Raw genomic sequence first — 24755 nt, forward strand, 5'->3', positions numbered from 1 at the left:
GGATGGACGCACCGCTGGTGCACCAGTTGTCACGCCAGTGGCACAGCTGGGTAGCTATGTGCGGAAGGGATAAGCGCTGAAAGCATCTAAGCGTGAAGCCCCCTCCAAGATGAGACTTCCCACAGCGCAAGCTGGTAAGACCCCTCATAGACGATGAGGTTGATAGGTTCGGTGTGGAAGCGTGGTAACACGTGGAGCTGACGAATACTAATCGGTCGAGGACTTATCCACACTCTTAGCAATCATGCAGATCCAGTTTTCAAGGAATGAGCTAGCCATCCGAGCAGGATGGTTTTTTTGTTATTGAGGTTTATTAACGCTATCCTGTAGCATTTATAATGAGCACAATACAAAAGTACGGTGGTGAATTTGAATGAGTGAAAAATTTTGGTTAGTGCTGCAGTATCCCTTGAAAAGCGTAAAAGGAAACCAACGAGATGAATGGTTAAAAAATAAAGTAATGGAATATTTGAATATTTATTTATCTGATGCTGAACTTGGCTATGTCGATGGCTTTGATATGGGGAAATGCTTGTCTGACCCGGATAAATATGTACTTAACATATTTTGTGTCATTACGGATGAACAGCAAAGTATTGCCTTGATAAAAAGAGTGCTCAGAGAACACAGGCTTGATTATACTCGAATAAAAATTGCAACGATGCCCTTTGAGGACGGAGAAACATACACTCTGAAATATGCCTATAAGAAAGGCGTGACTGATTTTTCGCTATAACAGTACACAAGTATCTGCTTATCCAGGAAAAAACCAGAAAGCCGGGTCCTACTAGAGGACTCGGCTTTTATATCCAATTTCATTATCCGATGAATTCTTGTACCCAGTATCCATTCACAAAGCCTACACCGATTTTGGTGAAGGAAGGATTTATGATGTTTTGACGGTGTCCTTCACTGTTCATCCACTGGTTCATGACTTCCTCAGCGTTGCGTTGACCCATGGCGATGTTCTCACCCGCGGTCATATAAGATACTCCGAATTGTTTCATCATATCAAATGGAGAGCCATACGTAGGGCTTGTATGGTCAAAGTAGTTATTGTTGGACATATCAGCCGCTTTTGCTTTTGCAACTTTGTTCAGGGAAGCATCCAGTTCCACAGGCTTCAGACCTGCTTTTGCACGCTCTTGGTTCACCAAATCAGTTACTTGCTTCCCAACAGTAGAAGCATCCACTTGTTGGTTAGCTTGTTTTACTGGCTGCTGTTGACTCGCTGGCGCTGCGTAAGGTGCTTGCATTTGCGGTTGGACAGGTTGCATATATGGTTGATACCCGTATTGCGGATATGTGGTAGCGGCAGAAGCTGTGTTAGAAAAGCCCGAAAGAACAAATCCCAATCCCAATGTCGCGATTGCAATAGTACCAAGGCGTTTCATATTCACATCGTCTCCTTTTTTTTGCCTACGAGGTTAGTTGACGGATTCGGATTGAGGAAACAACCCTACGCACTTTGGCGATTCACCCCATGCAGATCTCTCATCTGCAAGTAAAAAAGATCCCCCGCACTTCCATTCGAGAGGAAGTTTCGGCTGTTTTGTTTGGCATGACCTAGAATAACAGAGATTCACCGGCGAAAGAAACCCATAAATTTTGGTAGGATTAATAAGAATACCTTTTGTTTTATTGAGAGGGTGGAGACTCACTACAGCTCCAAGCAAGTGTCTTCACTCAGGATGATTGCGAGTCCCTCGCCCCATCTCAAAGGGCGAGGTAACCCCCTCATACAAAAGATGCATCGACATACCCAAAGCAGCATGGTCTTGATTATGACAATGATCCATCCACAGACCTGGATTATCGGCGCGGAATGCGACTTCATACGTTTCACCTGGCGCCACATTGAGGGTGTCCGTCCACCATGGACTGCCTGTTACGGCGTTCCCGTTACGACTAAGAACCAGCATTGTATGTCCGTGCAGGTGCATCGGATGATCCGTGAAGCTGCGGTTGACAAAGGTCATTTTCACCAGATCGCCTTCCTTGACTACCTGTATCGGTGTTTCTGGGTATACCTTGCCGTTGATCGTCCACAAGCCATCCAGACGTCCGTCATAAAATCCAACCTGAAGATCAAACAGCATGAGATATTCGCGATCGTAGCGGGTATTCAGATCAAAAGGCAGCGATTGCGGACTGCCATAGCGTGTCGGGTCAAACAGAGGAAGCTCTGTATTCATGCTTGGCAATTCGCCTGTGCCGTCAGGACTCAGCAATAATCCCTTTCCATTTGCTTGTTTACTCTGCGCAAAGAATACAGGGCGATTCGGCATGGTAAAGGAGACGTCATATCTTCCACCTGCAGCTAGTTTCAAGGCTTGGTTGGCAATCAGATTCGGCTCTTTCACATCATTCCCGTCAATGGCGATTACCTGAAAAGGCGTGCCGAGCAATTGAAAGGTCACAGGAAAGTTATCCGCATTGATGAGACGCAGCCGCACTGACGTACCAGGTGAGACAGTATCGAGCATGAGCGTATCGCGTCCGGACAACGTGATGCCCCCGTCCGCCAGCTTGTGATGAACCAGTGTCAGGTCGCGTTTATAGCTGGCTACAGGCTGCTCTGTCTCCGCTGGTTCTACGACGAGTGCACCAAGAAGTCCTTTCCGAACTTGGACAGAAGCTTGTTGATGAGAGTGGTACCAGAATGTTCCTGTCTGCTTGGCGACAAATCGATATACATGCTTCTCACCAGGCATCACGGCATCCTGTGTAGCTCCGGCAACACCATCCTCTGCGTTTGGTACATTCAATCCATGCCAGTGAATGGTTACGCCATCCGATATATCCTTATTTTCTAAGACAACCTCAATGAGCTCACCTTGTTTCATTCTCAGCTCAGGTCCAGGATATTTACCGTTGAAGGTCCAAGCCTCGGTTGTTTTTCCAGAGGGAAGCTGAATCGTTGTTTTTTGAGCGGTCAACGTAAACTGGCGATCCGGTTCACCCGTATGAGGTCCCGTCAAATCGGTGACACTTACCGTTTTGCCAGATGTCGCTGGGGCGGAGTGCTGTTCGTGAGCCGCAGCAGATGCAGAATGGTCAACCATTTTTAGCTGATCGGGCAATATGCTTGCGAGCAATTCTTGATGCCCCCAAAAGTAACCACTCGTTCCCAACAGAAGAAAAATTGAAACAGTGCGTAAAAAACGAAGTACGGCATGTGGTCGACGCAGCTCACCAGGACGGGAAGCGCGATGCTGCCGCCATGAGTGTAAAATCCACAGGAGAGAGACACCTGTAACAAAAGCGCCCCACGCAATGGCCAGCTTATTGATCTCCAACGTAACAGCAGGAAACATGAATTGAAGAATGAGGGCAATCAAAGCACCCAGTGCAGCTGCCTGTAGAGGCACGATCATTTCAGGGGCAGAGGCATCCCTTCTCCATGCAGCATCGACTGCATCTGTCGGCAGTGGTGCGCTTTTACCAGTTGGTGCTTCCAAAGTGGTTGCTGTCTCACGAAAACCGTCAACCTCTGTTGTTGTTGGGAGATTTTCTACAGCTTCGTCCAGTAGGGGCTCATCCCATGCTTTGGCGGAGGCTGTATCGAAAGTAAGTGGGGCAGAAGTCGCCTGTTGCTTGTCTTGGCGAATATGTCCCATCACTAAACGAGATAGTCGCGGAACCGAAATCAACAGACTGGCAGCAAGTGGCAGCAGAAGCAGCGGCAAAAAACCGATCACCTTGTCTTTTATGTACAACCAGCCAAAGGAATGAAAAAGAGACCACGTAACAAACACCTGGAAGGCAAACAGCAGTAGTGCCAAAACAAAGAAAAACAGCGTCCACCCGGCACTTTTTTTCAAGGAACGGGTAGTTTGGGCATAAACAAGTTCCTTAGCTTTACAAGCTGGAAGGAGCGTAGCGAGCAATAAGAGCACAAAGAGCCCTTGATGGACCCCGGCGAGTGTTTCAAATTCTGACATGAACAGTTCCTCCCGATTTATGAGTACGCTTTTTATGATATAGAGGAACGGCCGATGCCCAAACGTACCCGCGCAGTATTTTCCCTCCGTCTCAGGTCTGAACCTGTAGGTGCCCGTGCTGAATGGCTGCAATCGTACGTATACATCAAAAGATCAATCCTACAGCTGGGGGGAGCGTTCTTTTGGATACGTTTAAACGGTTAAAGGATTACTACTGGCCCTATAGACGATTATTTCTGGTGTCGATTCTTTCCTTGTTTGTCGTGACAAGTGTGACAGTCATTTATCCCCTTGTTTTGAAGTACACGATCGATGATGTTTTTGGACAGGGGCAGTACGGGCAGGTTCCTTATTTAGCTATCGGGTTTATTGTGCTGATGGGGATAAAGGGAATCGCCGTCTATTACCACCAGTATTTCGGGGATTTGTTTGGAGTCTCTACCGTTTATGAGCTTCGCAATGAGCTGTACACCAAGCTGCAATATTTGCCTTTTCGTTATTATGACAGTGCCAAGACAGGTGACCTGATGTCCCGACTTGCGGGTGATGTCGAGGTCTTTCGGTTTTTTCTGTCGTTTGGTTTGGCTCAGTGCTTGAACTTTTTGCTGCTTATCGGATTTGGTTTTGCCATCATGCTTTATTTGCATCCAACGCTAGCTTTGGTCACGTTAATTGCGATGCCCTTTGTAGCCATTACCGCCTACCGTTTTGATAAGAAAGTCCATGTGGCCTTCAAGGAAATACGGGAGGCTTTTTCCGCATTAACGACCAAGGTACAGGAAAATATTAGCGGAATCGGCACCGTCAAGGCGCTGTCACAGGAAAGCTTTGAGATCTCCTCCTTTACGGGCAAAAATCAAAGCTATAAGGACAATCACATTTCTACAGCGAAAATTTGGAGTGCTTTTTTTCCAATCATGGAGCTGATCGGCAATATTTGTGTCGTTGCGCTATTGGCGTACGGCGGTTGGCTCGTCATTCATGATCAGATGAAGCTGGGTGAGCTGGTTGCCTTTTTTAGTCTGGTCTGGTTTATCATCGGTCCGTTGATGCAGCTCGGTTTTATACTTAATTCGTACTCCCAATCGAAGGCAGCAGGAGAAAGATTGCTACAGGTCCTGGATGAACCGGATCATGCTCCAGGTGCAAAAGAGGCAGTGATGTCCAATCGAAAGGTCTTGCATGGACACGTGTCGTTTATCGAGGTGAGCCTGGCCTACAATGAGAAGAACGAAAAGGCATTACATACGATTAGCTTTGATGCTCCTCCCGGAAAGGTCATCGGTTTCATCGGCGCTACAGGAGCAGGAAAAACCTCGATCACGCAGCTGATCTCACGCTTTTATACTCCGACAGCAGGTACGATTTTAATAGACGGCAAGGACATCGCAGACTACGAGCATCAAGAGCTGCGAAAAAATATCGGCGTCGTTTTTCAAGAGTCCTTTCTGTTTTCCTGCTCGATTTACGACAATATTGCATACGGAAATCCTCAAGCCTCGCTCGAAGAGGTAATCATCGCTGCCAAGTATGCGCAGGCACATGATTTTATTGCAGAGCTGCCGGATGGATATGACACACTTTTAGGAGAGAGGGGGCTTGGCTTGTCAGGGGGGCAAAAGCAGCGGATTGCGATTGCCCGAGCCTTTTTAACCAAGCCGAGCATTCTGATTTTAGACGATGCGACGAGCGCAGTTGATATGGAGACGGAGTTCCGGATTCAACAGGCATTACACGAGGTGATGGTGGGGCGCACGACCTTTATTATTGCGCATCGGATATCTTCCTTGAAGCATGCCGACGAAATCGTCGTCTTAGACCGCGGTCATGTGCTGGAAAGGGGTACCCATGAACAGCTGCTTGCTTTGCCAGAGGGAAGCTATCGGCGAATCTATGAGATCCAGTACAAGGATCATCTCACAGCTATTCATGAGCGGACGGGGGAGTGGAGCAGGACATGACGACTAGGCAAGGGCAGGAGAGGTTTCAGTATTCGATCGACAATGTCATCGATAAGCCTTACAACTGGTCACAGATGGCGAGACTCGCTGGATATATGAAGCCGTACTTAAACAAGTGGCTCCCTTTTGCCGTCTTGTCACTGGTTGCGGTGACGATCGTCCGTCTTGGCGTTCCTTTTTTGATGAGCATAGCAATTGATGAGGCGATTCAGAAAAAGGACTGGGGCTATCTGGTGAGCTTGACTGGCATCATTTTGGGGCTGTATTTGCTCGGGTGGTTTGAAAGTGCCCTGCGTATTCGTTGGACAAATCAGCTTGGTCATTCGATTATATTCGATCTTCGCCAGCAGTTGTTTACACATATTCAAAGGCTGTCGCACCGCTTTTTTGATGGCCGCTCAGCGGGCTCTATCATCGTACGGATTACAAATGATATCAATTCCTTGCAGGATCTGTTTACAAACGGTGTCGTCAACATTTTTATCGATATCACGATTCTGATTGGGATCGTAGTGATGTTGTTCGTCCTCAGTCCGACACTTACACTAGGGATCATGATTGTTCTTCCCTTGATGTTTTTGATATCGATCAAGCTGCGAAAGAAAATTCGGCTTTCCTGGCAAAAGGTCAGGCTCAAGCAATCGAGCATTAATTCACATCTGAATGAGAGCATCCAAGGGATTCGGGTGACACAATCGTTTACACAGGAGCAGGAGAACATTGCTTTTTTCAGGCGAATGAATCAGGATAACTACGAGGCGTGGAGAATCGCTACACAGAGAAGTGCAACGTTTCGACCTGTAGTAGACATGGCGGGTGCGATTGGCACGGCGATTTTGATCGGACTTGGAGCCGTATTGATCCAAGCGGATGATATTTCAGTAGGTGTATTTGTCGCCTTCGCTTATTATCTAGGTAACTTTTGGGAGCCAATTTCACGCCTCGGCCAAGTGTACAACCAGCTACTGATGGCGATGGCCTCCTCAGAGCGAATCTTTGAATTTCTGGACGAAAAGCCTTCTGTACCCGAGAAAAAGGGGGCAATCGATTTGGGCGTCATCCGGGGCGAGATCGAGCTAGCTGACGTATCCTTTACCTACGATGGCAAAAGAGACGTGCTGCATGATATCAGCTTGCACATTCGAGCGGGCGAGACGGTTGCCTTTGTCGGGCATACCGGCTCTGGGAAGACATCCATCGTGAATCTGATTTGCCGTTTTTACGACCCGACCAGTGGCTGTATTCGGATAGATGGGGCCGATCTTCGGGAGGTTCAGCTGGATACGCTTCGCTCGCAAGTTAGTATTGTGCTTCAGGAAACGTTCATTTTTTCGGGAACCATTATGGAGAATATTCGCTTTGGGCGTCCAGGGGCAACTGATGAGGAAGTGATGCGCGCGGCAAAAGAAATTGGGGCTGACCTCTTTATTCGCAGGCTCCCAAAAGGTTATGATACAGAGGTGGAAGAACGTGGGAATGTGCTTTCGCAGGGAGAGAGGCAGCTGCTTTCTTTTGCCCGTGCGCTGCTCGCCGACCCGCGAATTCTGATTTTGGATGAAGCAACAGCAAGTATTGATACAGAGACCGAGGTCAGGGTGCAGCGTGCGCTAAATCGGCTCCTGCTGGGGAGAACAGCCATCGTGATTGCCCATCGGCTGTCTACAATACGCGAAGTAAGCAAAATAGTAGTGCTTGATCACGGCAGAGTGATTGAGCAAGGAAATCACGAGCAGCTCATGAATAAAAAAGGTGCTTATTACAACCTTGTCAGCTCTTCATTTCGTGTAATGGAATAAGATTGGAGTGAAAAAGCGCATGTACTTCTTATTTGTAGAAACATAACAACGCAGGCCGCGTTCTCGTGCTCCACCGCTTTTCCTTTTTTAACGAAAAGAGAAGAAAAGATTCGATTGGGAAAACGGAGGAGAAGAAAAGATGCAAGAAAAGGACTGGATGAGTGTATTTCAAGAAGAAATCAATGTCCCATTTGAGGGATGGAACTTTTCGCGACTAACAGAAACAGGCAGAATGCAGGAAGCTCCACTAAGCTGGAACTATGCGAGCGTGGTGCGGCAAAGAATGAGAGGGATCCAATCACTTCTGGACATGGGTACCGGGGGAGGGGAGCTGCTGAGCAAATTGCAGCCTCTGCCCAGCAAGACCTTTGCTACGGAAGGCTATTTGCCCAATGTAGAAGTCGCCAGGGCAAATCTGGAGCCACTAGGTGTTCATGTTATTTCTTTAGATGGAGACGACGAGCTGCCACTTCCAGACCAATCGATGGACTTGATTATTAATCGCCATGAGTCCTATTTACCGTCTGAGGTTTATCGTCTGCTGAAGCCAGAGGGCATTTTTATCACGCAGCAGGTAGGCGGCAAAGATAATCATAAGCTGAACCACTTACTAGGTGCCCCGGTCCCGACAGACTATCTTCACTGGGATTTGACCTTCGCCACCAATCAATTGAAAGAGGCGGGCTTCAGCATTTTGGAGCAAAAAGAGGAAGAAGCCTTTACGCGCTTTTACGATGTAGGAGCGATTATTTACTACTTGAAAGCGATCGAGTGGCAAATTCACGACTTTACCATTGAGCGCTATGCAGATCAGCTTGTTTCACTTCATTATGACCTGCAAAATGCCGGATACGTCGATATTCCGACCCATCGATTTATCATCGTGGCACAGACAGGCCGAAAACTGTAAAAAAGTGATTCCCAATTGTCGATAAGACAGTGTGGGAGCGCGCAAGACCAAAGCACCCAGCAATAGGGTGCTTTTTCACATGGTGGAATAAGCAGCCTCCCTTCAATTGATAAAACTACCCTTAGACGGAGAAGGAGACGTGAAGCAGATGAGTAAGAGTTTAGCAACGCGGGTTGTTGCACTTGTGGCTGTGATTGTGGCACTCATGATGGCGATCAACATTTTTATGATCAATGTAAACAGCACCACCACCGTAGAACAGACGCTCTCCCGTTCCAGTATTGCCACTGCACTTACTATTGCAGAAGGGATTGATACGGAGGCGTATGCGCGATTTCTAGCGAATCCCACGGAAGGAGAAGAGTACTGGTCTATTCGCAATAATTTACTTGAATATGCGGTAAAAACAGGCTCTCTCTATGTCTATATCCTGCAGAATGACAATGGACAGGTAAAAATCATGGTAGATGGAATGGAAAAAGGAGCAGAAGGTGCGGCTTCGATCGGACAGGCAACGACGACGACTACACCTGCGGATATCGCGAATGCTTTGCAGGGTGGTACGAATAGCACGTCGATCGTATCTGATCCGGTGTATGGTGATTACCTCAGCTCGTTTGTTCCACTCAAGGACAAGTCGGGGCAAGTGATTGGCGTGCTTGGCGTAGATACAGCTGCCGACAAGGTAGGTATGATCAGTGAGCTGGTACTCAGCAGTACTATGCCACGCATTATCATCGCGATGATTGCTGTTACCTTGATTGCTTTGCTCGCGGTTTATTTTACCGTCAAAAAAATGCTGCGCCCTTTGAGCATTGTGGAAGCAGCGTCTACACGAATTGCTTCGGGAGACCTTACGTCCACACAAATTGCTGTTTCGAATAAAAACGATGAAATTGGCCGAATTGTCGTGGCTTTTGGAGAGATGACAACCCAGCTGCGTCATATCATTGGTGGTGTGAAGGAGACGACAGAGCGGATCGATCAGATGTCCAGCTCGATCCGCGAAGGTGCTACCTCTGTTCGTGAGCAAAATAAAAATGTAGTGGTAGCCAGCGGGGAAATCGCGCTCGGGAATGAACAGACGGCTACAGCGATGGAAACGACCGTGCAGACCGTACAGGAATTCCTCGGGGAGCTGGCGCAACTAAACCGTGCGATCGACGAAATGGATGGCATCTCGAATCAGGTCTCGGAAATCGGACAAGGCAGCTACAAGGTGCTACAACAGTTTTTAGCAGATGGAACAGAGACGAACAAGCAGTTTCATGATGTACAGCAAACGATGCGAATACTGGAGGAAAAATCAAATCGGATTAATGACGTGATTGTAACGATTCAGCAAATTGCAGGACAAACGAATTTGTTGGCTCTCAACGCGGCGATCGAGAGCGCACGCGCTGGTGAGGCAGGCAGAGGCTTTGCGGTTGTTGCCGATGAAGTGCGCAAATTGGCGGAACAAACAGGAGCAGCGACTCTTGTCATTCAGGAGAGCATCCAGGATATCCAGCATCAGGTCAAGCAGGCTACGGACAAGACTACAGCTACCCTTGACCGGTACAATGCCGGAACTGAGCGACTTGATTCGGTTACCCAAGGCATTACGGCTCTCTCTGATATGACAGCTACTCTCAAAGCCTCGCTGGCAAATGTCCTCTCCAACGTGGAGGCGATGAAAAACGGTCAGCAAAAAGTAAATGAGTCTGTATTGACAGTCACAGCGATTTCAGAGCAGACAGCGGCGGCAACCGAGGAAGTCTCGGCAACCATCCATGAGGTGAGCAGCAATGTCGATCATTTTGTTGCCGAAACCGAGCAAGTAGCAGACAGTATTCAAGAATTACGCAATAAAGTAGACACATTCCGCTTGTAATCCAAAAAAGATAGCTCTTCTCGTTAGCTGCAGACGTAGCTACGGGAAGAGCTTTTTTATACCGCGGCTTTGCTAAAGCTAAAACTAAAACAACAGGATAATCAGCAGGCTCACAGTGCCTTGGGTCGTCAGCAGGACGCGGCGTATCCAGGTGAAAGCATGCTTGTGCTGCTGGTCGTTGATCGGAAGCAGCGAATACATGTTGCGCTTTTTATGATGGCTGGACAGACCTTTTAATTGGATAGCCGACATGAGGAGAAAGAGCAGGCCGATAATCAGCTTGGCGTACAGATTGGGCAGCACCAAAATCAGGAATGTACTGAGCAGAATCAGTCTGAAATACAAACCAGCATAGCCGCCTGAACGAATAAACGTCCGCAAGACGAGCAGCTTTGCCGCATTCGCCTGGCCGTAGGAGACAAGCCGGGTGATCGGGACAAGCCATGGGCGAGGCTTCACCTCATTTTGCAGCCAGGGAACGTCCTTAAACTGATTGACGATCCGATAAAATCTACTGCGTAAGCTCTTTTCTACATCCAGCAGACGGTACCATTGGAGCGAATGCTTCTTTTTAATCGCGTGCAGCCGAGCGTGAAACCAGATCACGATCCCAATGCATATAATACCCGCATAAGGAATGCCCTGATAGGTGAGGAGTCTGCCTTCTCCGAATACCCAGGCGAGCACAAAAAACGTAAAGGCAAAGCGAGCAAGAGCGTATTGCGATTCTCTCTTTTTATCCGGGAGCCGGAGGCAAATCCAGCTGCTGTATATATTCCAGCCCTTTAGAACAAAAGGGACGCACCAGTAAAACCACAGCTGTCCACTTGTACCGCTTAAGCCCAGCTCATATAGGGGAGAGAACAGAAGCAGAACGAGGAACAGTCCTATACTCTGAACAAAAAAGTTGTAACGTTGTGTCTTTTGAAAATAGCTACTCATTTTTGTTTCCACAGGAGTTAAAAACAGTAAATCAGCTTCTAGCAAAAACGTGCGGTGTCTGCTTTGGGTGACGACTGTGGCAATCACAAAAGCAAGAAAATAGGGCACCGGAAACCAGACGGGAATCAGATCGACCAGGCTGCGATAATAGAGGGAAAGAAGGCCCATCATAAAGAGCATGACAAACAGCAGACCACCGTTGGCAATGTACGCCGAATAGCGGACAACCTCTTCGAAAAAACGTTTTTGTCGCTCTCGAAATAGCGCATCAACATCGACGTTCATTCGTTATCATCCTCTACTATATGTAAATAAATATCATCCAAAGAGTGATGAGATAGTCCGGTGATGCTTCGCAGCTCTTCCAGAGTGCCCTGCGCGCGAATTTCCCCTTTGTGCATGATAATAAAACGATCACAGTATTTTTCGGCGGTCGCAAGAATATGGGTGGACATCAATATGCCAGCGCCCTGCTCCTTGCACTGATTCAGCCACGATAAAAGAGAACGGATACCGAGCGGATCTAGCCCCAAAATAGGCTCATCGACGATGTAGAGCTTCGGCTGTACTAACAGCGCCATCATGATCATCAGCTTTTGGCGCATCCCTTTTGAAAATTGCTGTGGGAATCGATCCTTCATTTTTTCCATTCGGAACTCTTTTAACAAAGGTACAGCTCGTTCAACAAAAACGTCGTGTTCCAGGCCGTGGCTCATAGCTGCAAGCTCAATATGCTCCCACAAAGTCAGCTCCTCATAATAAATCGGGGACTCAGGAATATATCCGTACGAGAAGCGGTATGTATCCGGTGCTGATTGAAACGACTTGCCTTCTATGGTGATGACGCCCTTGCTCGGCGTAAGCAATCCTAGGATGTGTTTGATGGTGGTACTTTTTCCAGCTCCATTTAAACCGATGAGTGCCACGATTTCTTTTGGCTGGATGTGAAAAGAAACATCCTTGATCACGGAGTGTCTGGCAGAGTAGCCACCGGTTACTCCTTGAACGTCTAACAGGTTTGGCATGGTTTCCTCCTTTCTGGTCTGCGAAACATGCAGTCGGGCAGTAACTTCTATTGTACCCATTATCGAATGAGAAATAAAATAGGGCACCCTTTTTCCAAAGCGTGCCTGTAGATTCCTTACTTCAATGTATTCACCATACTTTTTACTGGGTTTTGCATCATGTCATAATGAAGAAAAACCAGGTCTTCTTGATCATGTCTATAGTCGCTTGCATGTTTTTGGGTGTTTTCCGAAGTCGGCTGTAGCGCAACAGTTGGCAAGCTGTCTATTTGGGGATGAGTTGATGCAGCTGGCTTTACGAGCCAAAATATCAGTACTCCGCTAATCGTGCTTATCAAAAGGGAAAGGATCACACGGCTGCCCTCCTTCCGTATTTTTTCCTTCTTGATACGGGAGTGCGCATAGAAAAATTGGCTCTACCAAGTCCTGGCAGAGCCCTTGTCGCATCCGTGACAGCAATGAATAAAGTAATTAGCGTCTCGAATTTCTGTTGTTCTTGTTTCTTTTGCTTTCGTTGTTGTTATTGTTGTTTTGTTCGTTATTGTTTTTGGAACTGTAGCTAATGTTGCGAATATGGAAGGGGAGCAGCTTGATGAGCTCGTTTCCTACAATCATAGTAACTTCAGAATCTGTAGCGTCAACGATTACGCCTTCAATTTTTTCTGGACCACCACGATTAATTTGAACCGAGTAGTACTGCATGCTCTGGAGAAGAGAGGTAAAATTATCTGCATCAATGTAGAGGAGAGCGGGCTGTTTAGAAGTGGATTCAGAATCCTCGTAATAGTCATTTGTTTCACGCGTATCCAAAGTTAAGCTTTTGACATGATCGTTTTTGTAGTAGATCATTCCTTCGTTTTCAATGTGTACGACGAAGTGATCATCCTTTACGTCTATCAGTTTACCGATTCTAGATTCATGTCCGCCTCTGTCAATGCGGACTGATCTGCCGATAAACGAGTTCATACTAGCTTTTTCCATTAGAAAGATCCCTACCTTTTTCTTGTTTTTTTGCATGATTCAAACCTAATCGTGATACCAGATCGTTTTGAACTGCATTTGTTCGATTGTTCGTGTTTTGTTTTACACGAAAGATAGAGTCACCTCCCGTAACTTGCTAATCCAATGTATGTCTGTCTTTCAGACAAGGTATAAGCAGATGACATGTGATATTTGTCCATTTTTAAGCGGAATGAACCTAAGCTGGGGAAATAGCCTGATTGGACGATTTCGTTAAGTATTTATAGAAAAAACACGACGGATATTGCCCGTTTTTATCACGAGTTAGGACAAAGAGGGATATCAGTACAAGCAATGGATTCCTCCGTTACATAAACAAGAAGTAAGTAGAACGGAGGAGGTGAATCCCATGTCGTCGGAGCAAAATGACAAAGCAAAAGACGTAGACAGACAAGTACAGGGTATCTATCAGCGATTAGACAAATTCGAGGAACGTATAGATCAGCTTGAGGGACAAATGATCGTAGCTACCAAATGGCTAGAGCGGATTGAGCATCGATTAGAGCGTATGGAAGAAGTACGTGCAGATTTATTACAGGCGATAACCAAATTGCAGACAGAGTTAGAGTTCAAGTCAGAGAATACAGATCAAGAAAAAGAGATCATTAAGCAGCTACTCTCCAAAGACAAATCGTACCAGGAAAATTTTGCACAATTGCTTGAGGGAGAAAAAAGCAGAAAGCAAGAGCGGTTTTTACAAATATGGGCGATATTGGGACCCGTTCTTGCCTCCGTTCTTACTTCTTTTTTTGCGAGATTTTTTGTCTAGAGAATAATTCCGTCATAATTGTGGAAAAGATGTGTAAAGCGATTCCATCTTTCTACCGCAACTCCTGTCTATACTTGGGGGCAGATCATTGAAAGAGAGGCTAACCTAGTGAAGAAGTTCGATGTTTCTATACTCTCGGCTGCCATCCTGTTGACAGGACTTGCTGTATTGGGAGTTTACCAGGCAGGAGAGAAGGACAAAGACCCCGCTTTAGTAAAAGCAGGCGATACCTCGATTACTCAATATCAGCTATATGATGAAATGAAAAGTATGTACGGAAAACAGATGATCCAAGAGCTTGTTGCCCAGGCTTTAATTAAGCAGGAGGCCAAGCTGCAAAATATAACGGTAGCACCAGAAGAGTTGGATAAAGAAATTGATTCCATTAAACAACAGATCGGCTCAGAGCAAGCCTTCCAGGATTACTTGAAAAACATGGGGATGAATGAACAAAAGCTGCGTGAGAAGCTAAGTGTTCTTATGACCCGTGATAAATTGTTGGACAAGGCCTTCCCGGTAACTGAGGAGCAAATCAAGCAATATTACGAAGAGAATAAAGCGAGTATGGGCTCGCCTGCTCCTGAATTGGACAAAGTGAAGGAGCAGATAAAAGCAGCTCTCGTCGATCGAAATCGGGGAGAAAACTACAACCAATGGCTAAATTCCATTCAAGCCAATCATAAAGTCGAATGGCTGGACCCATCATTTGAGGACAAAGCCACTAAGGCACCAGCACAAGGCTAGATGCAAAACCAAAACCACCTGAGGGTGGTTTTTTTGCGGTATTCGAGCAACACGGCACGGTCAAAAGGCATGGTGTAGCCAAACAAGGGCATACTGAGACCACACCCAAATAAAGGAGACAATGGAACGTGGACGGTCTATTGGTAAAGCTGCTTGTAAGTCCAGTGTTAGTCGTTGTAGCAGATGCACTGTTTCAAGAAGTGAACTACGCCAACCTGTATCAGTCTGTAGGTGTAGGCTTTATTCTGGCGTTGGCGGGTACTTTTCTGGAGTGGGCCATTCTTGCGCCGGGCAGCTTGTGGATAACGACAGCTATTGATTTTATTATTGGCTTTCTCATTGTATATGGAAGTATCGTCGTTTTGCCGAACGCTCAAATTACCGCGATGGGTGCAGGCTTTGTTGCCATATTTTTTGGGGTGAGCGAGTATTTGCAGCATACGTGGCTGCTTCGAACAGGCAGAACCGTAAAAGAATAACAAGATCACCTAGGACAAAAGGGTGTCTACCGAAGGAGAGAAGCAGCTTTCGGTGGATACCCTTTTTCTTTTCTTCTTTATTCTGAATCAGAGCCAGGAGAAATTCCTTTGGTCTTCACAAAATATTCGATCCATTTCCACGGTAGCAGGCTTTTAGCGAGTAGGGTAAAGCCAACTCCACGTCCCACTGGATAACGTAGTCGTGGCTTTGGTGTGGTAGCGGCACGAACAATAAGAGAAACCACTTCAGCTGGATCGGGCGCCTGCTGCTTGATTTTCTTGACATAAGAAATCATCTGCTTGGTTTGCGCAGCGTAAGGGGAAAGAGGATTGTAGCTAGCAATGATGGTAGAGACTGCCGATACAATTTGCTCTTCAGAAGTGACATCCAAAGGAATGACTTCGATAAAATCTGATACATTTTTTATCATTGCAAGTTTGTCAAGAGGGTCACGCAGCTCTGGGTTGCGCATGGTGGAAATTACCATGTAACCTACCTCTGCTAAAGCCACCGAAGTGAGCATTCCAAAGCCGCTTGATGCACCTGTGACCATTGCTACAGGCCTTTTTTGCATGTTTTTCTCCTTAATGATTCCTGTTTTGGTCGCATTTCTCAGGAAAATTCACAAATTTGTTCATAAATTTGTTAACAAAATGATAACAAATAGACTTTAGATTAAGGAAAATTTATGTATACTTAATATGGTTACCACGCAAGGGCAGAAGTGTATACCTCTTCCTATTCTATTTGTTTTTGGAATGACTGCTAATACTTTTCCTGATTGGGTATTATAGTTGGGGAAAGTAAAAGATAGCCATTCACGGGCATCATGAAAGGGTATACAACTTCTAGTTGCTAGCGTGGCTAGAACGTTACCAACACGAAGAAAGAGGGGTTCATTGGTATGAAGGGTTGGCAACAGTTTTGGCGTCAGCTTTCTCTGTTTGGTTTGCTGGCACTTGTCTTAACCGGTTGTGGCAAAGATGAGCTCTCCGCGCTCAAGCCTTCGGGTCCGGTTGCAGCAATGCAGTATGACTTGATGAAGCTATCCTCCGCAATCATGATCGGTGTCTTTGTTGTCGTAATGCTGATCTTTACGTACGTCCTTATCCGTTACCGTAAGCGTCCAGGACAACAAGGTATTCCCAAACAGGTAGAAGGCAATCATGCACTTGAAATTCTTTGGACTGTAATTCCTTTCCTGCTCCTCATTATCATGGCAATTCCAACCGTTACGACTGGTTTTGCACTTGGTAAGGTGTACTCAAAAGAGGAAGCCGTACAAGTTACGGTCACTGCTCACCAATTCTGGTGGGAATTTGAGTATCCAGAGCTAGGCGTTTCCACTGCACAAGACCTCGTACTCCCAGTTGGCAAAAAGGTTCAATTCAATGTGACCTCTGCTGACGTAATGCACGCATTCTGGATTCCTGCACTGGGCGGTAAAATCGATACGAACCCAGGACAAGAAAACAAAATTTGGCTGCAAGCAGACAAAGCAGGCATTTACTATGGAAAATGCGCGGAGCTCTGTGGAGCGTCCCATGCCTTGATGGACTTCAAGGTAGAAGTAATGGAGCAAGCTGATTTTGACAAGTGGGCAGCTGGTATGAAGGGCGTTCAGTCCGCAGAACCAGTAGCCGCTACTGCTGCAAGTGCAGCACAAGGACAAGAAATCTTCAATAAGAGCTGTCTGGGCTGTCATGCGATTGCCGGTAAAGGCGGCAAAATGGGACCTAACCTGACTAACTTTGCAGATCGTGAGCGTGTAGCAGGTATTCTTGCACATACACCTGAAAACGTTGCTGAGTGGCTGAAGGACCCACAAAAGGTGAAGCCGGGCAATAACATGCCTAACCTGAACCTTGATGATGCCCAAGTGAAAGCGCTGGTTGACTACATGTCTACCCTCAGCGTGAAGTAACTACTACGTTAGTGATTTACAATCGTCATAGGCAGTGACGCTTAAAAGGAGGTAAACCTGTGTCTGCACATGCTTCTCACGCACCCGCACCAAATCGCTCAGGGCTGTGGGATTGGCTCACGACAGTGGACCATAAGAAGATCGCGATCCTGTACTTGATTGCTGGCGGTATTTTCTTCCTGGCTGGTGGCTTCGAAGCCATGCTGATTCGTTTGCAATTGATGTACCCAGAGTCTTCTGTCATTGGTGCCAAGACGTTTAACGAAATGATCACCATGCACGGTACAACAATGATTTTCTTGGCAGCGATGCCTGTCATCTTTGCCCTGATGAACGCTGTTGTTCCGCTTCAAATCGGTGCACGCGACGTAGCATTCCCGTTTGTTAACTCACTCGGATTCTGGCTCTTTTTCTTCGGTGGAGTGCTGCTGAATACTAGCTGGTTCTTGGGCGGAGCGCCTGATGCTGGTTGGACGTCGTACACGACTTTGGCTTTGAATCAATATAGCGGCCGCGGCGTAGATTTCTACGTATTGGGTCTGCAAATTGCGGGTATCGGTACGCTGATTGGTGGTATTAACTTCCTGGTTACAATCATCAACATGCGTGCTCCAGGTATGACATTTATGCGTATGCCAATGTTTACTTGGTCCGCGTTTATCACGTCCGGTTTGATCCTGTTCGCATTCCCGGCGATCACCGTCGGATTGGTTCTGTTGATGTTTGACCGTCTGTTTGGCGGTAACTTCTTCAACCCGGATGCGGGTGGTAACGTTGTCATTTGGGAGCACTTGTTCTGGATTTTCGGTCACCCCGAAGTATATATCCTGATTCTCCCAGCTTTCGGTGTTATCTCTGAAATCGTTTCTACATTTGCAAGAAAGCGTCTGTTCGGTTACAGCTCCATGGTATTCGCTACTGCGCTGATCGGCTTCCTCGGCTTCATGGTGTGGGCTCACCATATGTTCACAACAGGTCTGGGTGCTATCGCCAACACGCTTTTCGGTCTCGCTACGATGTTGATTGCGGTACCTACTGGTATCAAGATCTTTAACTGGCTGTTGACCATGTGGGGCGGTCAAATTCGTTTCACAACAGCAAATCTGTTCGCAGTAGGATTCATTCCTACCTTTACCATTGGTGGTATGACTGGGGTTATGCTCGCGATTCCAGCGGCTGACTACCAATACCATGACAGCTACTTCGTAGTAGCTCACTTCCACTACGTAATCGTTGGTGGTCTTGTATTCGGTCTTTTCGCAGGTCTGTACTACTGGTGGCCGAAGATGTTCGGTAAGATGCTGAATGAAACGCTCGGGAAATGGAACTTCTGGACTTTCTTTATCGGTTTCCACCTGACCTTCTTCCCTCAGCACTTCCTGGGTCTGATGGGGATGCCACGCCGCGTCTTCACTTACCTCAAGGATCAAGACCTGGATGTTGGTAACTTTATTAGTACGATCGGTGCTTTCGGTATGACGATCGGTACCATCCTGTTCCTCGTGAACTGTGTGGTAGCAGCAAAGAGCTCCAAACGTGCTCCTGCTGACCCGTGGGATGGACGTACACTGGAATGGTCGATTCCATCGCCACCTCCAGAGTATAATTTTGCACAGACTCCGCTCGTTCGTGGTTTGGATGCATTGTGGATCGAAAAAATGGCTGGCAACAAAGGTATGACACCTGCTGAACCGCTTGGTGACATTCATATGCCATCGCCATCGTTCCTGCCATTCCTGATGTCTCTTGGCCTGTTCATTGCAGGATACGGTTTCATGTACCACGTTTACGTAGTCGTTGCAATCGGGATGCTCATTACATTCGCTTGTATGTTTGCACGTTCGATTAAAGACGATCCGGGATATCATATTCATGAAGACGAAATCGAGGAGAAGGGGGTTAAGGCTTAATGGCTACACATCATGCAAATGCAGTATTGCCTGACGAACCGGAAAAAGCCACCCTTGAAGGCAAGAATAAAGTTCTTGGCTTCTGGCTCTTCCTTGGTGGGGAGACTGTTCTTTTCGGTTCCTTGTTTGCAACATTTATCGCACTTCGTGATCAAGCAAATGGCGGACCTACGTCCCAACAATTGTTTGACATGCCGCTTGTTGCTGCTGCAACACTCATCCTGCTTACCAGCTCGATGACAAGCGTTATGGCTACACTTGCACTGCACAAGAAAGATCTGAAAAAGATTCAACTCTGGTTGACCATCACTGTATTGCTCGGTCTGGGCTTCCTTGCACTGGAGATTTACGAGTTCGTACATTATGTGCACGAAGGACATAAGATATCAACGAGTGCATTCGGTTCTGCCTTCTATACATTGGTCGGCTTCCACGGAGGTCACGTGGCCTTCGGGATTATCTGGATCATTTTGTTGCAGGTTTCTGCAGTGAAAAAAGGCCTGACGGTAGTAACTGCTCCGAAGTTCTACCTGGCCAGCCTGTACTGGCACTTTATTGACGTAGTATGGGTATTCATCTTTACCGTGGTATATCTCATGGGTATGATCGGTGGAAAGGTGGGATAAATCTATGGGAGCACATGCTCATAATGAAGAGGTACGCAAGCCGAAAGTGAAACACGAAGGTCCAAAGAGACACTTAGTTGCTTTTATCGGATCTCTCGTCTTGACGGCGCTGGCGTTTATCGCAGTAGCGTTTGAAGTGATTCCGGCCGGATTTACCGTACCATTCATCGTTATCTTGGCTTTTGTTCAAGCGTTCTTTCAGCTATTTGTTTGGATGCACATGGATCAAAAAGGCCATGAGTTTGCACGTATCAGCATCTTTGCAGGATTGTTCGTAATTCTGCTTGCGGTTATCGTATTCGTTTACTGGGTTTGGATCTAGAAGCTCGGTATAGAGAGAACAGACATTAGTCTGTTCTCTTTTTTTTGTGGTGTTTGTTGCTAGCTGATTCTGAGTGCTGATCTTTACACATAAAAAGGACTAAGGGAGACTGAGTTTTCTCGCTTTTTGAAAAATACTTGCACCTGCTTCAAAGGCTTTATATAATAAAAATATAAACGTGCGTTAAAATAACGTTATATTAATTGCTCGTTACATGTTTAACTACATTGCAAAGAAAGCAGGGATCATGATGGTGAAATTGGTGGCTATTTATCGCAAGCCTGAGGATATCGAAGCTTTTGACAAGCATTACTTCGAAGTACATGGCCCATTGGCAGAAGCAATGCCAGGCTTGATCAAGATGGAAGTGAGCAAAGTATACGGTACACCGATGGGTGAATCTGATCTTCATCTGATTGCAGAAATGTATTTTGAATCAAAAGAAGCTCTGGTGGAAGCGTTGTCATCTCCAGAAGGCCGCGCAGCAGGAAAAGATTTGCGTGGGTTTGCTGGTCCACTTGTATCCATGCATTTTGCTGAAGTGGTATAAGCATGAGCACAAAACAGTACGTTGATGAACGAGAGCTTCACCGTAAGCATTACGATGAAATTTGCGCCAAGCTGAAGCAAGATCAATTTGCACAGTTTCTCGGTATCAAGCTGCTTGAGCTGGGAGAGGGAACGGCGACGGCAGAAGTAATCGTAGAGGATCACATGCTTAATGCACACGGTACCGCTCATGGTGCCATCATTTTCTCGCTGGCTGACTTTGTATTTGCAGCAGCCTGTAACTCCTATGGAAAGACGTCTGTTGCGCTTTCCATGAACATTGGTTTTTTGGCAGCAGCTATGAAAGGCAATCGCTTGGTAGCGACAGCGACAGAAGAGAAGAAAAATAACCGGACTGCGTGGTATCGAATTCGCGTGGAGACCGAGCATGGCTTGGTAGCAACATTGGACGCGCTGGCATATCGAAAGAGTGAGTATTTCGTCCAGATCGACGAAGAATAGACAATAGCAATAGAGAACTGAGAGAGGAGGCCGAATGCCTGGTGCTAAGGCTCCTTTCACTGTTTTCAGCTGAAGCAGGATAAAGGGGACGCTAGACATGGCAGAGGAAAACCGTAATCGTTTCAACCACTACCTGGGCATAGAAATCGTGCACAGAGATGAACAGGGCTGCAAGGCAGCACTCAAGATTCGCCCGGACCTTTTTAATAGCATCGAAGGCGTTGTACACGGTGGTGTAACGGCTACTTTGGCAGATGTGGCAATGGGACATGGTGCAGCGCCTCACGTCAACGGCGTGCAGCAGTGTGTCACTGTAGAAAGTAAAATTCAATATTTGTACCCAGCACGAGGTGAGCTGCTGGAAGCGGAATCCAAGGTATTGAAACAGGGGAAAAGCCTGATCATAATGGAAGCACGCGTTACTTGTGATGGCAAGCTGGTTGCATTTGCTACTGGCACCTATGCACGGGTAGCGACAAAATAGAAGCAAAGCAGCATGTTTTCGAGGAGGACCATGATGAGCCAGGATACAGTGCGTTTTGAACGCGATGGACATATAGGAATCATCACACTGAACCGTCCGGATGAGCTGAATGCTCTCAATTACGAAACGTTGTCGCGCTTGGGGGAGTTTATCGAGCAAGTGCGTTTGGATTCAAAAGAAGTCCGAGTAGTCGTGGTAAAAGCAGAAGGCCGTGCATTTTGTGCGGGTGCTGATCTGAAGGAGCGACGGACGCTTAACGAGCAGCAGGTTCGTCGCAATGTTCGTAAGATTCGTGATGTATTTACAGCTCTGGAAAGATTGCCGCAGCCGACCATAGCCATGATAAACGGCTTTGCCTTTGGCGGAGGCTTCGAGCTGGCACTCGCCTGTGATTTTCGTTACGCGGTAGCAGAAGCCAAGATGGGTTTGACAGAAGTGAGCCTCGGAATTATTCCAGGTGCAGGTGGTACGCAGCGCCTGTCTCGACTGATCGGGCCATCCAAAGCAAAGGAACTCATTTTGACAGCTCGTAAAATTACGGCTGCAGACGCTTTGGCTCTTGGCTTTGTAAATGGTGTAGCGGAGGACCTTGACCAATTGGAAGCAATGGCAATGGGGCTTGCTAATGAAATTTTGGCAAATGCTCCGCTTGCTGTCTACCAGGCAAAATCGGCAATTGATCGTGGCTCCAGCGTCGATTTGCAAACTGGACTTGATGTGGAAACGATGTGCTATGAGGTTATCATTCCAACAAAAGACCGTTTGGAAGCACTGGAGGCATTCCGCGAAAAACGCAAGCCAGTCTTTTTGGGTGAATAGATACGTAATGTTTGGCGGACAAAAACGAAGATACAGAATGGGGGATGCGAAATGATCTTTAACATGGAGATGGAAGCGCTGTCAAGAGAGAAAATGACAGAACTCCAGCTAGGACGCCTCAAGGAGACAGTAAAGCGTGTATACGAGCGAGTTCCTTTTCACAAGGAAGCGATGGATGCTGCGGGTGTTAAGCCAGAGGATATTCAATCGATTGAGGATATTCAAAAGCTTCCTTTTATGAAGAAAACGCATTTGCGCGAGAACTATCCATTCAATCTGTTTGCTGTTGATATGAAGGAAGTTGCACGTATCCACGGATCATCCGGCACAAAAGGAAAGCCAACCGTTGTCGGCTACACCAAAAAGGATCTGGAAAACTGGGCGGAAATCGTTGCGCGTGCTCTATGCTGTGCTGGTGGAGAGCCAGGCGACATCTTCCATAACGCGTATGGCTATGGACTGTTTACAGGCGGACTTGGCTTGCACAACGGGATCGAGCACATGGGGGCAGTAGCTGTACCGGTGTCCGGCGGAAACACTTCTCGTCAAATCACGCTAATCGAGGATTTCAAACCACGCGGATTGGCAGCTACACCTTCCTACGTGCTGAACATCGTCGAGGAAATGAAAAAAATGGGCATCAATCCACGTGAGACGAGCGTCAAGTACGGCATTTTTGGTGCGGAGCCTTGGTCTGAGGAAATGCGCGTGCAGCTGGAGGAAGCTCTCGATATTAAAGCTGTTGATATTTACGGTCTTTCTGAGGTAATGGGACCTGGCGTTTCTATCGAGTGTCATGAAGTGCAGGACGGTCTGCATATTGCAGAAGACCACTTCTTTGCGGAAATCATTGATCCAAATACGGGAGAAGTGCTGCCATATGGTCAAGAAGGTGAGCTTGTATTCACTTCTTTGACAAAGGAAGCTTTCCCAGTTGTTCGCTATCGCACAGGTGATATCGCATCACTTAATCCAGAGCCATGCAAATGCGGTCGTACAACCATGCGGATGTCCCGTATCAAAGGTCGTGTGGATGACATGTTGATCATTCGCGGTGTGAACGTCTTCCCGACAGAGATTGAATCTGTATTGCTTACTTTTGAACAATTGGCACCGCAATATCAGGTAGTGATTGAGCGTGATGGTGCACTCGATCGGTTTGAGGTTCACTGTGAGTTGAATCAGGAGTACGCAAGTGAAATTGCTGGCAATGAAAATGCCGCTCTTGCACCATTAGTAAAAGAGATCGGGCATATGATTAAAAATACGTTGGGTGTATCCGTTGTACTGCGCATTTTGCCGCCAAACTCGCTGATTCGTAGTGAAAGCAAAGCTATTCGCGTAGTCGATAATCGAAACAAAACGCAAGCTGCTATTTAATAAATCGTCGTGTCTGGGGAAAGGTGTGAACTGCTCTTGGCATATGAATATATCACGGTAGCGAGCGATGAAGCTGTAGGAGTGATTACGCTCAATCGACCGAAAATTCTCAATGCGCTAAATTTGCAGTTGATCGATGAGCTGGTAGAAGCGATGGAGCAGTTTGACCGCGACCCAGCCATCGGCGCGATTCTGCTCACTGGCAATGAAAGAGCCTTTGCTGCTGGAGCGGATATCAATGAAATGGCAGAGGCGTCGGCTGTTGCAATCATGAAAAGAGACCAGTTTGCCGTATGGGACCGCATGTCACGCATATCCAAGCCGATTATTGGCGCGGTAAGTGGCTTTGTCCTCGGCGGAGGCTGTGAATTGATGATGAACTGCGACATCGTGATTGCTTCTGAGACAGCTGTAATCGGACAACCGGAGATCAATCTTGGAGTAATGCCCGGAGCAGGTGGGACACAGCGCCTGACTCGCGCCATCGGTCTGCGCAAAGCGATGGAAATGCTGCTCACAGGTGATTCCATCTCTGCAAAAGAAGCGTGGCAGTATGGCTTGGTCAACCGTGTCGTACCTGTGGAAGCCTACTATAGCGAGGCGCTCAAGCTGGCGAAGCGAATCGCCAGGCAAGCACCGCTCGCTGTCAAGGTCATCAAAAAAACCGTACACAAGGCAGCAGATTTGTCATTACAAGAAGGCATGGACTACGAGCGAAACAGTTTTTATTTGCTGCTGGCAAGCGAAGATCGGAAGGAAGGGATGCAAGCCTTCCTGGAAAAACGCAAACCCCGGTTTACGGGTAATTAGGAGGC

Annotated in this window: 25 protein-coding genes, 1 rRNA gene and 1 riboswitch; of the genes, 19 read left to right on the forward strand and 7 right to left on the reverse strand. The window is 47.0% G+C overall.

What is annotated here, in order from left to right:
* Positions 1-231, forward strand: a 23S ribosomal RNA gene (locus tag C3B52_RS00005); the annotation flags it as partial.
* 142 nt (positions 232-373) lie between these two features.
* Positions 374-736: a hypothetical protein gene (locus tag C3B52_RS00010; protein WP_103104044.1), complete on the forward strand. Its 363-nt coding sequence runs from the start codon at positions 374-376 to the stop codon at positions 734-736.
* Positions 737-818: 82 nt separating this feature from the next.
* Here the strand turns inward: C3B52_RS00010 and C3B52_RS00015 are convergent, their stop codons facing one another.
* Positions 819-1394: a CAP domain-containing protein gene (locus C3B52_RS00015; RefSeq protein ID WP_103104045.1), complete on the reverse strand. Its 576-nt coding sequence runs from the start codon at positions 1392-1394 to the stop codon at positions 819-821.
* A 7-nt stretch (positions 1395-1401) separates the two neighbouring features.
* A riboswitch (cyclic di-AMP (ydaO/yuaA leader) is annotated at positions 1402-1559 on the reverse strand.
* A 123-nt stretch (positions 1560-1682) separates the two neighbouring features.
* A complete protein-coding gene (locus C3B52_RS00020) occupies positions 1683-3944 on the reverse strand; it encodes a multicopper oxidase family protein (protein ID WP_103104046.1) in 2262 nt (753 codons plus the stop codon).
* Positions 3945-4066: 122 nt separating this feature from the next.
* On the opposite strand from C3B52_RS00020, the gene C3B52_RS00025 reads away from it, so the two are divergent.
* From C3B52_RS00025 to C3B52_RS00040, 4 genes are all read left to right on the forward strand, one after another.
* On the forward strand, positions 4067-5905 hold the full coding sequence (locus C3B52_RS00025; RefSeq protein ID WP_235615550.1) for an ABC transporter ATP-binding protein: 1839 nt from the start codon (positions 4067-4069) through the stop codon (positions 5903-5905).
* Positions 5902-7701: an ABC transporter ATP-binding protein gene (locus tag C3B52_RS00030; protein WP_103104047.1), complete on the forward strand. Its 1800-nt coding sequence runs from the start codon at positions 5902-5904 to the stop codon at positions 7699-7701. The genes C3B52_RS00025 and C3B52_RS00030 overlap by 4 nt, the downstream gene beginning before the upstream one ends.
* Before the next feature lie 139 nt (positions 7702-7840).
* Complete coding sequence (locus C3B52_RS00035; RefSeq protein ID WP_103104048.1) at positions 7841-8611, forward strand: class I SAM-dependent methyltransferase; 771 nt, start codon at positions 7841-7843, stop codon at positions 8609-8611.
* A 148-nt stretch (positions 8612-8759) separates the two neighbouring features.
* Positions 8760-10484, forward strand: coding sequence for a methyl-accepting chemotaxis protein (locus C3B52_RS00040; RefSeq protein WP_103104049.1), 1725 nt, complete (start codon positions 8760-8762; stop codon positions 10482-10484).
* 84 nt (positions 10485-10568) lie between these two features.
* On the opposite strand, the gene C3B52_RS00045 is transcribed toward C3B52_RS00040, so the two are convergent.
* The 4 genes from C3B52_RS00045 to C3B52_RS00060 form a co-directional block, all read right to left on the reverse strand.
* Complete coding sequence (locus tag C3B52_RS00045) at positions 10569-11711, reverse strand: ABC transporter permease (RefSeq protein WP_103104050.1); 1143 nt, start codon at positions 11709-11711, stop codon at positions 10569-10571.
* Positions 11708-12451 (reverse strand): ABC transporter ATP-binding protein, encoded by a 744-nt coding sequence (locus tag C3B52_RS00050; protein ID WP_103104051.1) that lies wholly within the window; start codon positions 12449-12451, stop codon positions 11708-11710. Before C3B52_RS00050 ends, C3B52_RS00045 begins: the two co-directional genes overlap by 4 nt.
* Before the next feature lie 116 nt (positions 12452-12567).
* Positions 12568-12804: a hypothetical protein gene (locus C3B52_RS00055; RefSeq protein WP_103104052.1), complete on the reverse strand. Its 237-nt coding sequence runs from the start codon at positions 12802-12804 to the stop codon at positions 12568-12570.
* A gap of 118 nt (positions 12805-12922) precedes the next feature.
* Positions 12923-13468 carry a hypothetical protein gene (locus C3B52_RS00060; protein WP_103104053.1) on the reverse strand — a complete coding sequence of 182 codons (546 nt, stop codon included), beginning with the start codon at positions 13466-13468 and terminating at the stop codon, positions 12923-12925.
* A 352-nt stretch (positions 13469-13820) separates the two neighbouring features.
* Between C3B52_RS00060 and C3B52_RS00065 the strand changes: the two genes are divergently transcribed.
* The 3 genes from C3B52_RS00065 (at position 13821) to C3B52_RS00075 (ending at position 15463) form a co-directional block, all read left to right on the forward strand.
* Positions 13821-14240 (forward strand): hypothetical protein, encoded by a 420-nt coding sequence (locus tag C3B52_RS00065; RefSeq protein WP_103104054.1) that lies wholly within the window; start codon positions 13821-13823, stop codon positions 14238-14240.
* Positions 14241-14348: 108 nt separating this feature from the next.
* Positions 14349-14984, forward strand: coding sequence for a SurA N-terminal domain-containing protein (locus tag C3B52_RS00070; RefSeq protein ID WP_103104055.1), 636 nt, complete (start codon positions 14349-14351; stop codon positions 14982-14984).
* Between the two features lie 128 nt (positions 14985-15112).
* On the forward strand, positions 15113-15463 hold the full coding sequence (locus tag C3B52_RS00075) for a hypothetical protein (RefSeq protein WP_103104056.1): 351 nt from the start codon (positions 15113-15115) through the stop codon (positions 15461-15463).
* A 77-nt stretch (positions 15464-15540) separates the two neighbouring features.
* Here C3B52_RS00075 and C3B52_RS00080 read toward each other — a convergent pair whose 3' ends face one another.
* On the reverse strand, positions 15541-16038 hold the full coding sequence (locus tag C3B52_RS00080; protein WP_103104057.1) for an SDR family NAD(P)-dependent oxidoreductase: 498 nt from the start codon (positions 16036-16038) through the stop codon (positions 15541-15543).
* A 330-nt stretch (positions 16039-16368) separates the two neighbouring features.
* On the opposite strand from C3B52_RS00080, the gene coxB reads away from it, so the two are divergent.
* The 10 genes from coxB to C3B52_RS00130 all read left to right on the forward strand — a co-directional run bounded on the left by coxB (position 16369) and on the right by C3B52_RS00130 (position 24750).
* On the forward strand, positions 16369-17388 hold the full coding sequence (gene coxB, locus C3B52_RS00085) for a cytochrome c oxidase subunit II (RefSeq protein ID WP_103104058.1): 1020 nt from the start codon (positions 16369-16371) through the stop codon (positions 17386-17388).
* Between the two features lie 59 nt (positions 17389-17447).
* Positions 17448-19298: a cytochrome c oxidase subunit I gene (gene ctaD / locus C3B52_RS00090; RefSeq protein WP_103104059.1), complete on the forward strand. Its 1851-nt coding sequence runs from the start codon at positions 17448-17450 to the stop codon at positions 19296-19298.
* The gene (locus tag C3B52_RS00095) at positions 19298-19924 is read left to right on the forward strand and encodes a cytochrome (ubi)quinol oxidase subunit III (protein ID WP_103104060.1); all 627 of its coding nucleotides are present in this window, start codon (positions 19298-19300) and stop codon (positions 19922-19924) included. Before ctaD ends, C3B52_RS00095 begins: the two co-directional genes overlap by 1 nt.
* Before the next feature lie 4 nt (positions 19925-19928).
* Complete coding sequence (locus C3B52_RS00100; RefSeq protein WP_103104061.1) at positions 19929-20246, forward strand: cytochrome C oxidase subunit IV family protein; 318 nt, start codon at positions 19929-19931, stop codon at positions 20244-20246.
* Between the two features lie 250 nt (positions 20247-20496).
* A complete protein-coding gene (locus tag C3B52_RS00105) occupies positions 20497-20796 on the forward strand; it encodes an EthD family reductase (protein WP_103104062.1) in 300 nt (99 codons plus the stop codon).
* A gap of 2 nt (positions 20797-20798) precedes the next feature.
* Complete coding sequence (locus C3B52_RS00110) at positions 20799-21257, forward strand: PaaI family thioesterase (RefSeq protein ID WP_103104063.1); 459 nt, start codon at positions 20799-20801, stop codon at positions 21255-21257.
* A 97-nt stretch (positions 21258-21354) separates the two neighbouring features.
* Entirely contained in the window at positions 21355-21741 is a 387-nt protein-coding gene (locus C3B52_RS00115) for a PaaI family thioesterase (protein WP_103104064.1), read from the forward strand.
* Positions 21742-21774: 33 nt separating this feature from the next.
* Entirely contained in the window at positions 21775-22560 is a 786-nt protein-coding gene (locus tag C3B52_RS00120) for an enoyl-CoA hydratase-related protein (protein ID WP_103104065.1), read from the forward strand.
* Positions 22561-22611: 51 nt separating this feature from the next.
* Positions 22612-23940, forward strand: coding sequence for a phenylacetate--CoA ligase family protein (locus C3B52_RS00125; RefSeq protein ID WP_103104066.1), 1329 nt, complete (start codon positions 22612-22614; stop codon positions 23938-23940).
* Positions 23941-23976: 36 nt separating this feature from the next.
* The gene (locus tag C3B52_RS00130; RefSeq protein ID WP_103104067.1) at positions 23977-24750 is read left to right on the forward strand and encodes an enoyl-CoA hydratase-related protein; all 774 of its coding nucleotides are present in this window, start codon (positions 23977-23979) and stop codon (positions 24748-24750) included.
* Positions 24751-24755: the final 5 nt, after the last annotated feature.

It is taken from the genome of Brevibacillus reuszeri, assembly GCF_002897295.1.
Lineage (GTDB): Bacteria > Bacillota > Bacilli > Brevibacillales > Brevibacillaceae > Brevibacillus > Brevibacillus reuszeri_A.

Excerpts from the sequence above, each read along its gene's own strand:
- C3B52_RS00110 (WP_103104063.1), top strand. The coding sequence starts at position 20,799 with ATGAGCACAAAACAGTACGTTGATGAACGAGAGCTTCACCGTAAGCAT.
- C3B52_RS00010 (WP_103104044.1), top strand. The coding sequence starts at position 374 with ATGAGTGAAAAATTTTGGTTAGTGCTGCAGTATCCCTTGAAAAGCGTA.
- C3B52_RS00080 (WP_103104057.1), bottom strand. The coding sequence starts at position 16,038 with ATGCAAAAAAGGCCTGTAGCAATGGTCACAGGTGCATCAAGCGGCTTT.
- C3B52_RS00105 (WP_103104062.1), top strand. The coding sequence starts at position 20,497 with ATGGTGAAATTGGTGGCTATTTATCGCAAGCCTGAGGATATCGAAGCT.
- C3B52_RS00050 (WP_103104051.1), bottom strand. The coding sequence starts at position 12,451 with ATGCCAAACCTGTTAGACGTTCAAGGAGTAACCGGTGGCTACTCTGCC.
- C3B52_RS00025 (WP_235615550.1), top strand. The coding sequence starts at position 4,067 with ATGGCTGCAATCGTACGTATACATCAAAAGATCAATCCTACAGCTGGG.
- C3B52_RS00040 (WP_103104049.1), top strand. The coding sequence starts at position 8,760 with ATGAGTAAGAGTTTAGCAACGCGGGTTGTTGCACTTGTGGCTGTGATT.
- C3B52_RS00125 (WP_103104066.1), top strand. The coding sequence starts at position 22,612 with ATGATCTTTAACATGGAGATGGAAGCGCTGTCAAGAGAGAAAATGACA.
- C3B52_RS00095 (WP_103104060.1), top strand. The coding sequence starts at position 19,298 with ATGGCTACACATCATGCAAATGCAGTATTGCCTGACGAACCGGAAAAA.
- C3B52_RS00115 (WP_103104064.1), top strand. The coding sequence starts at position 21,355 with ATGGCAGAGGAAAACCGTAATCGTTTCAACCACTACCTGGGCATAGAA.
- C3B52_RS00030 (WP_103104047.1), top strand. The coding sequence starts at position 5,902 with ATGACGACTAGGCAAGGGCAGGAGAGGTTTCAGTATTCGATCGACAAT.
- C3B52_RS00020 (WP_103104046.1), bottom strand. The coding sequence starts at position 3,944 with ATGTCAGAATTTGAAACACTCGCCGGGGTCCATCAAGGGCTCTTTGTG.
- C3B52_RS00015 (WP_103104045.1), bottom strand. The coding sequence starts at position 1,394 with ATGAAACGCCTTGGTACTATTGCAATCGCGACATTGGGATTGGGATTT.
- C3B52_RS00065 (WP_103104054.1), top strand. The coding sequence starts at position 13,821 with ATGTCGTCGGAGCAAAATGACAAAGCAAAAGACGTAGACAGACAAGTA.
- coxB (WP_103104058.1), top strand. The coding sequence starts at position 16,369 with ATGAAGGGTTGGCAACAGTTTTGGCGTCAGCTTTCTCTGTTTGGTTTG.
- C3B52_RS00035 (WP_103104048.1), top strand. The coding sequence starts at position 7,841 with ATGCAAGAAAAGGACTGGATGAGTGTATTTCAAGAAGAAATCAATGTC.
- C3B52_RS00100 (WP_103104061.1), top strand. The coding sequence starts at position 19,929 with ATGGGAGCACATGCTCATAATGAAGAGGTACGCAAGCCGAAAGTGAAA.
- C3B52_RS00045 (WP_103104050.1), bottom strand. The coding sequence starts at position 11,711 with ATGAACGTCGATGTTGATGCGCTATTTCGAGAGCGACAAAAACGTTTT.
- C3B52_RS00120 (WP_103104065.1), top strand. The coding sequence starts at position 21,775 with ATGAGCCAGGATACAGTGCGTTTTGAACGCGATGGACATATAGGAATC.
- C3B52_RS00060 (WP_103104053.1), bottom strand. The coding sequence starts at position 13,468 with ATGCAAAAAAACAAGAAAAAGGTAGGGATCTTTCTAATGGAAAAAGCT.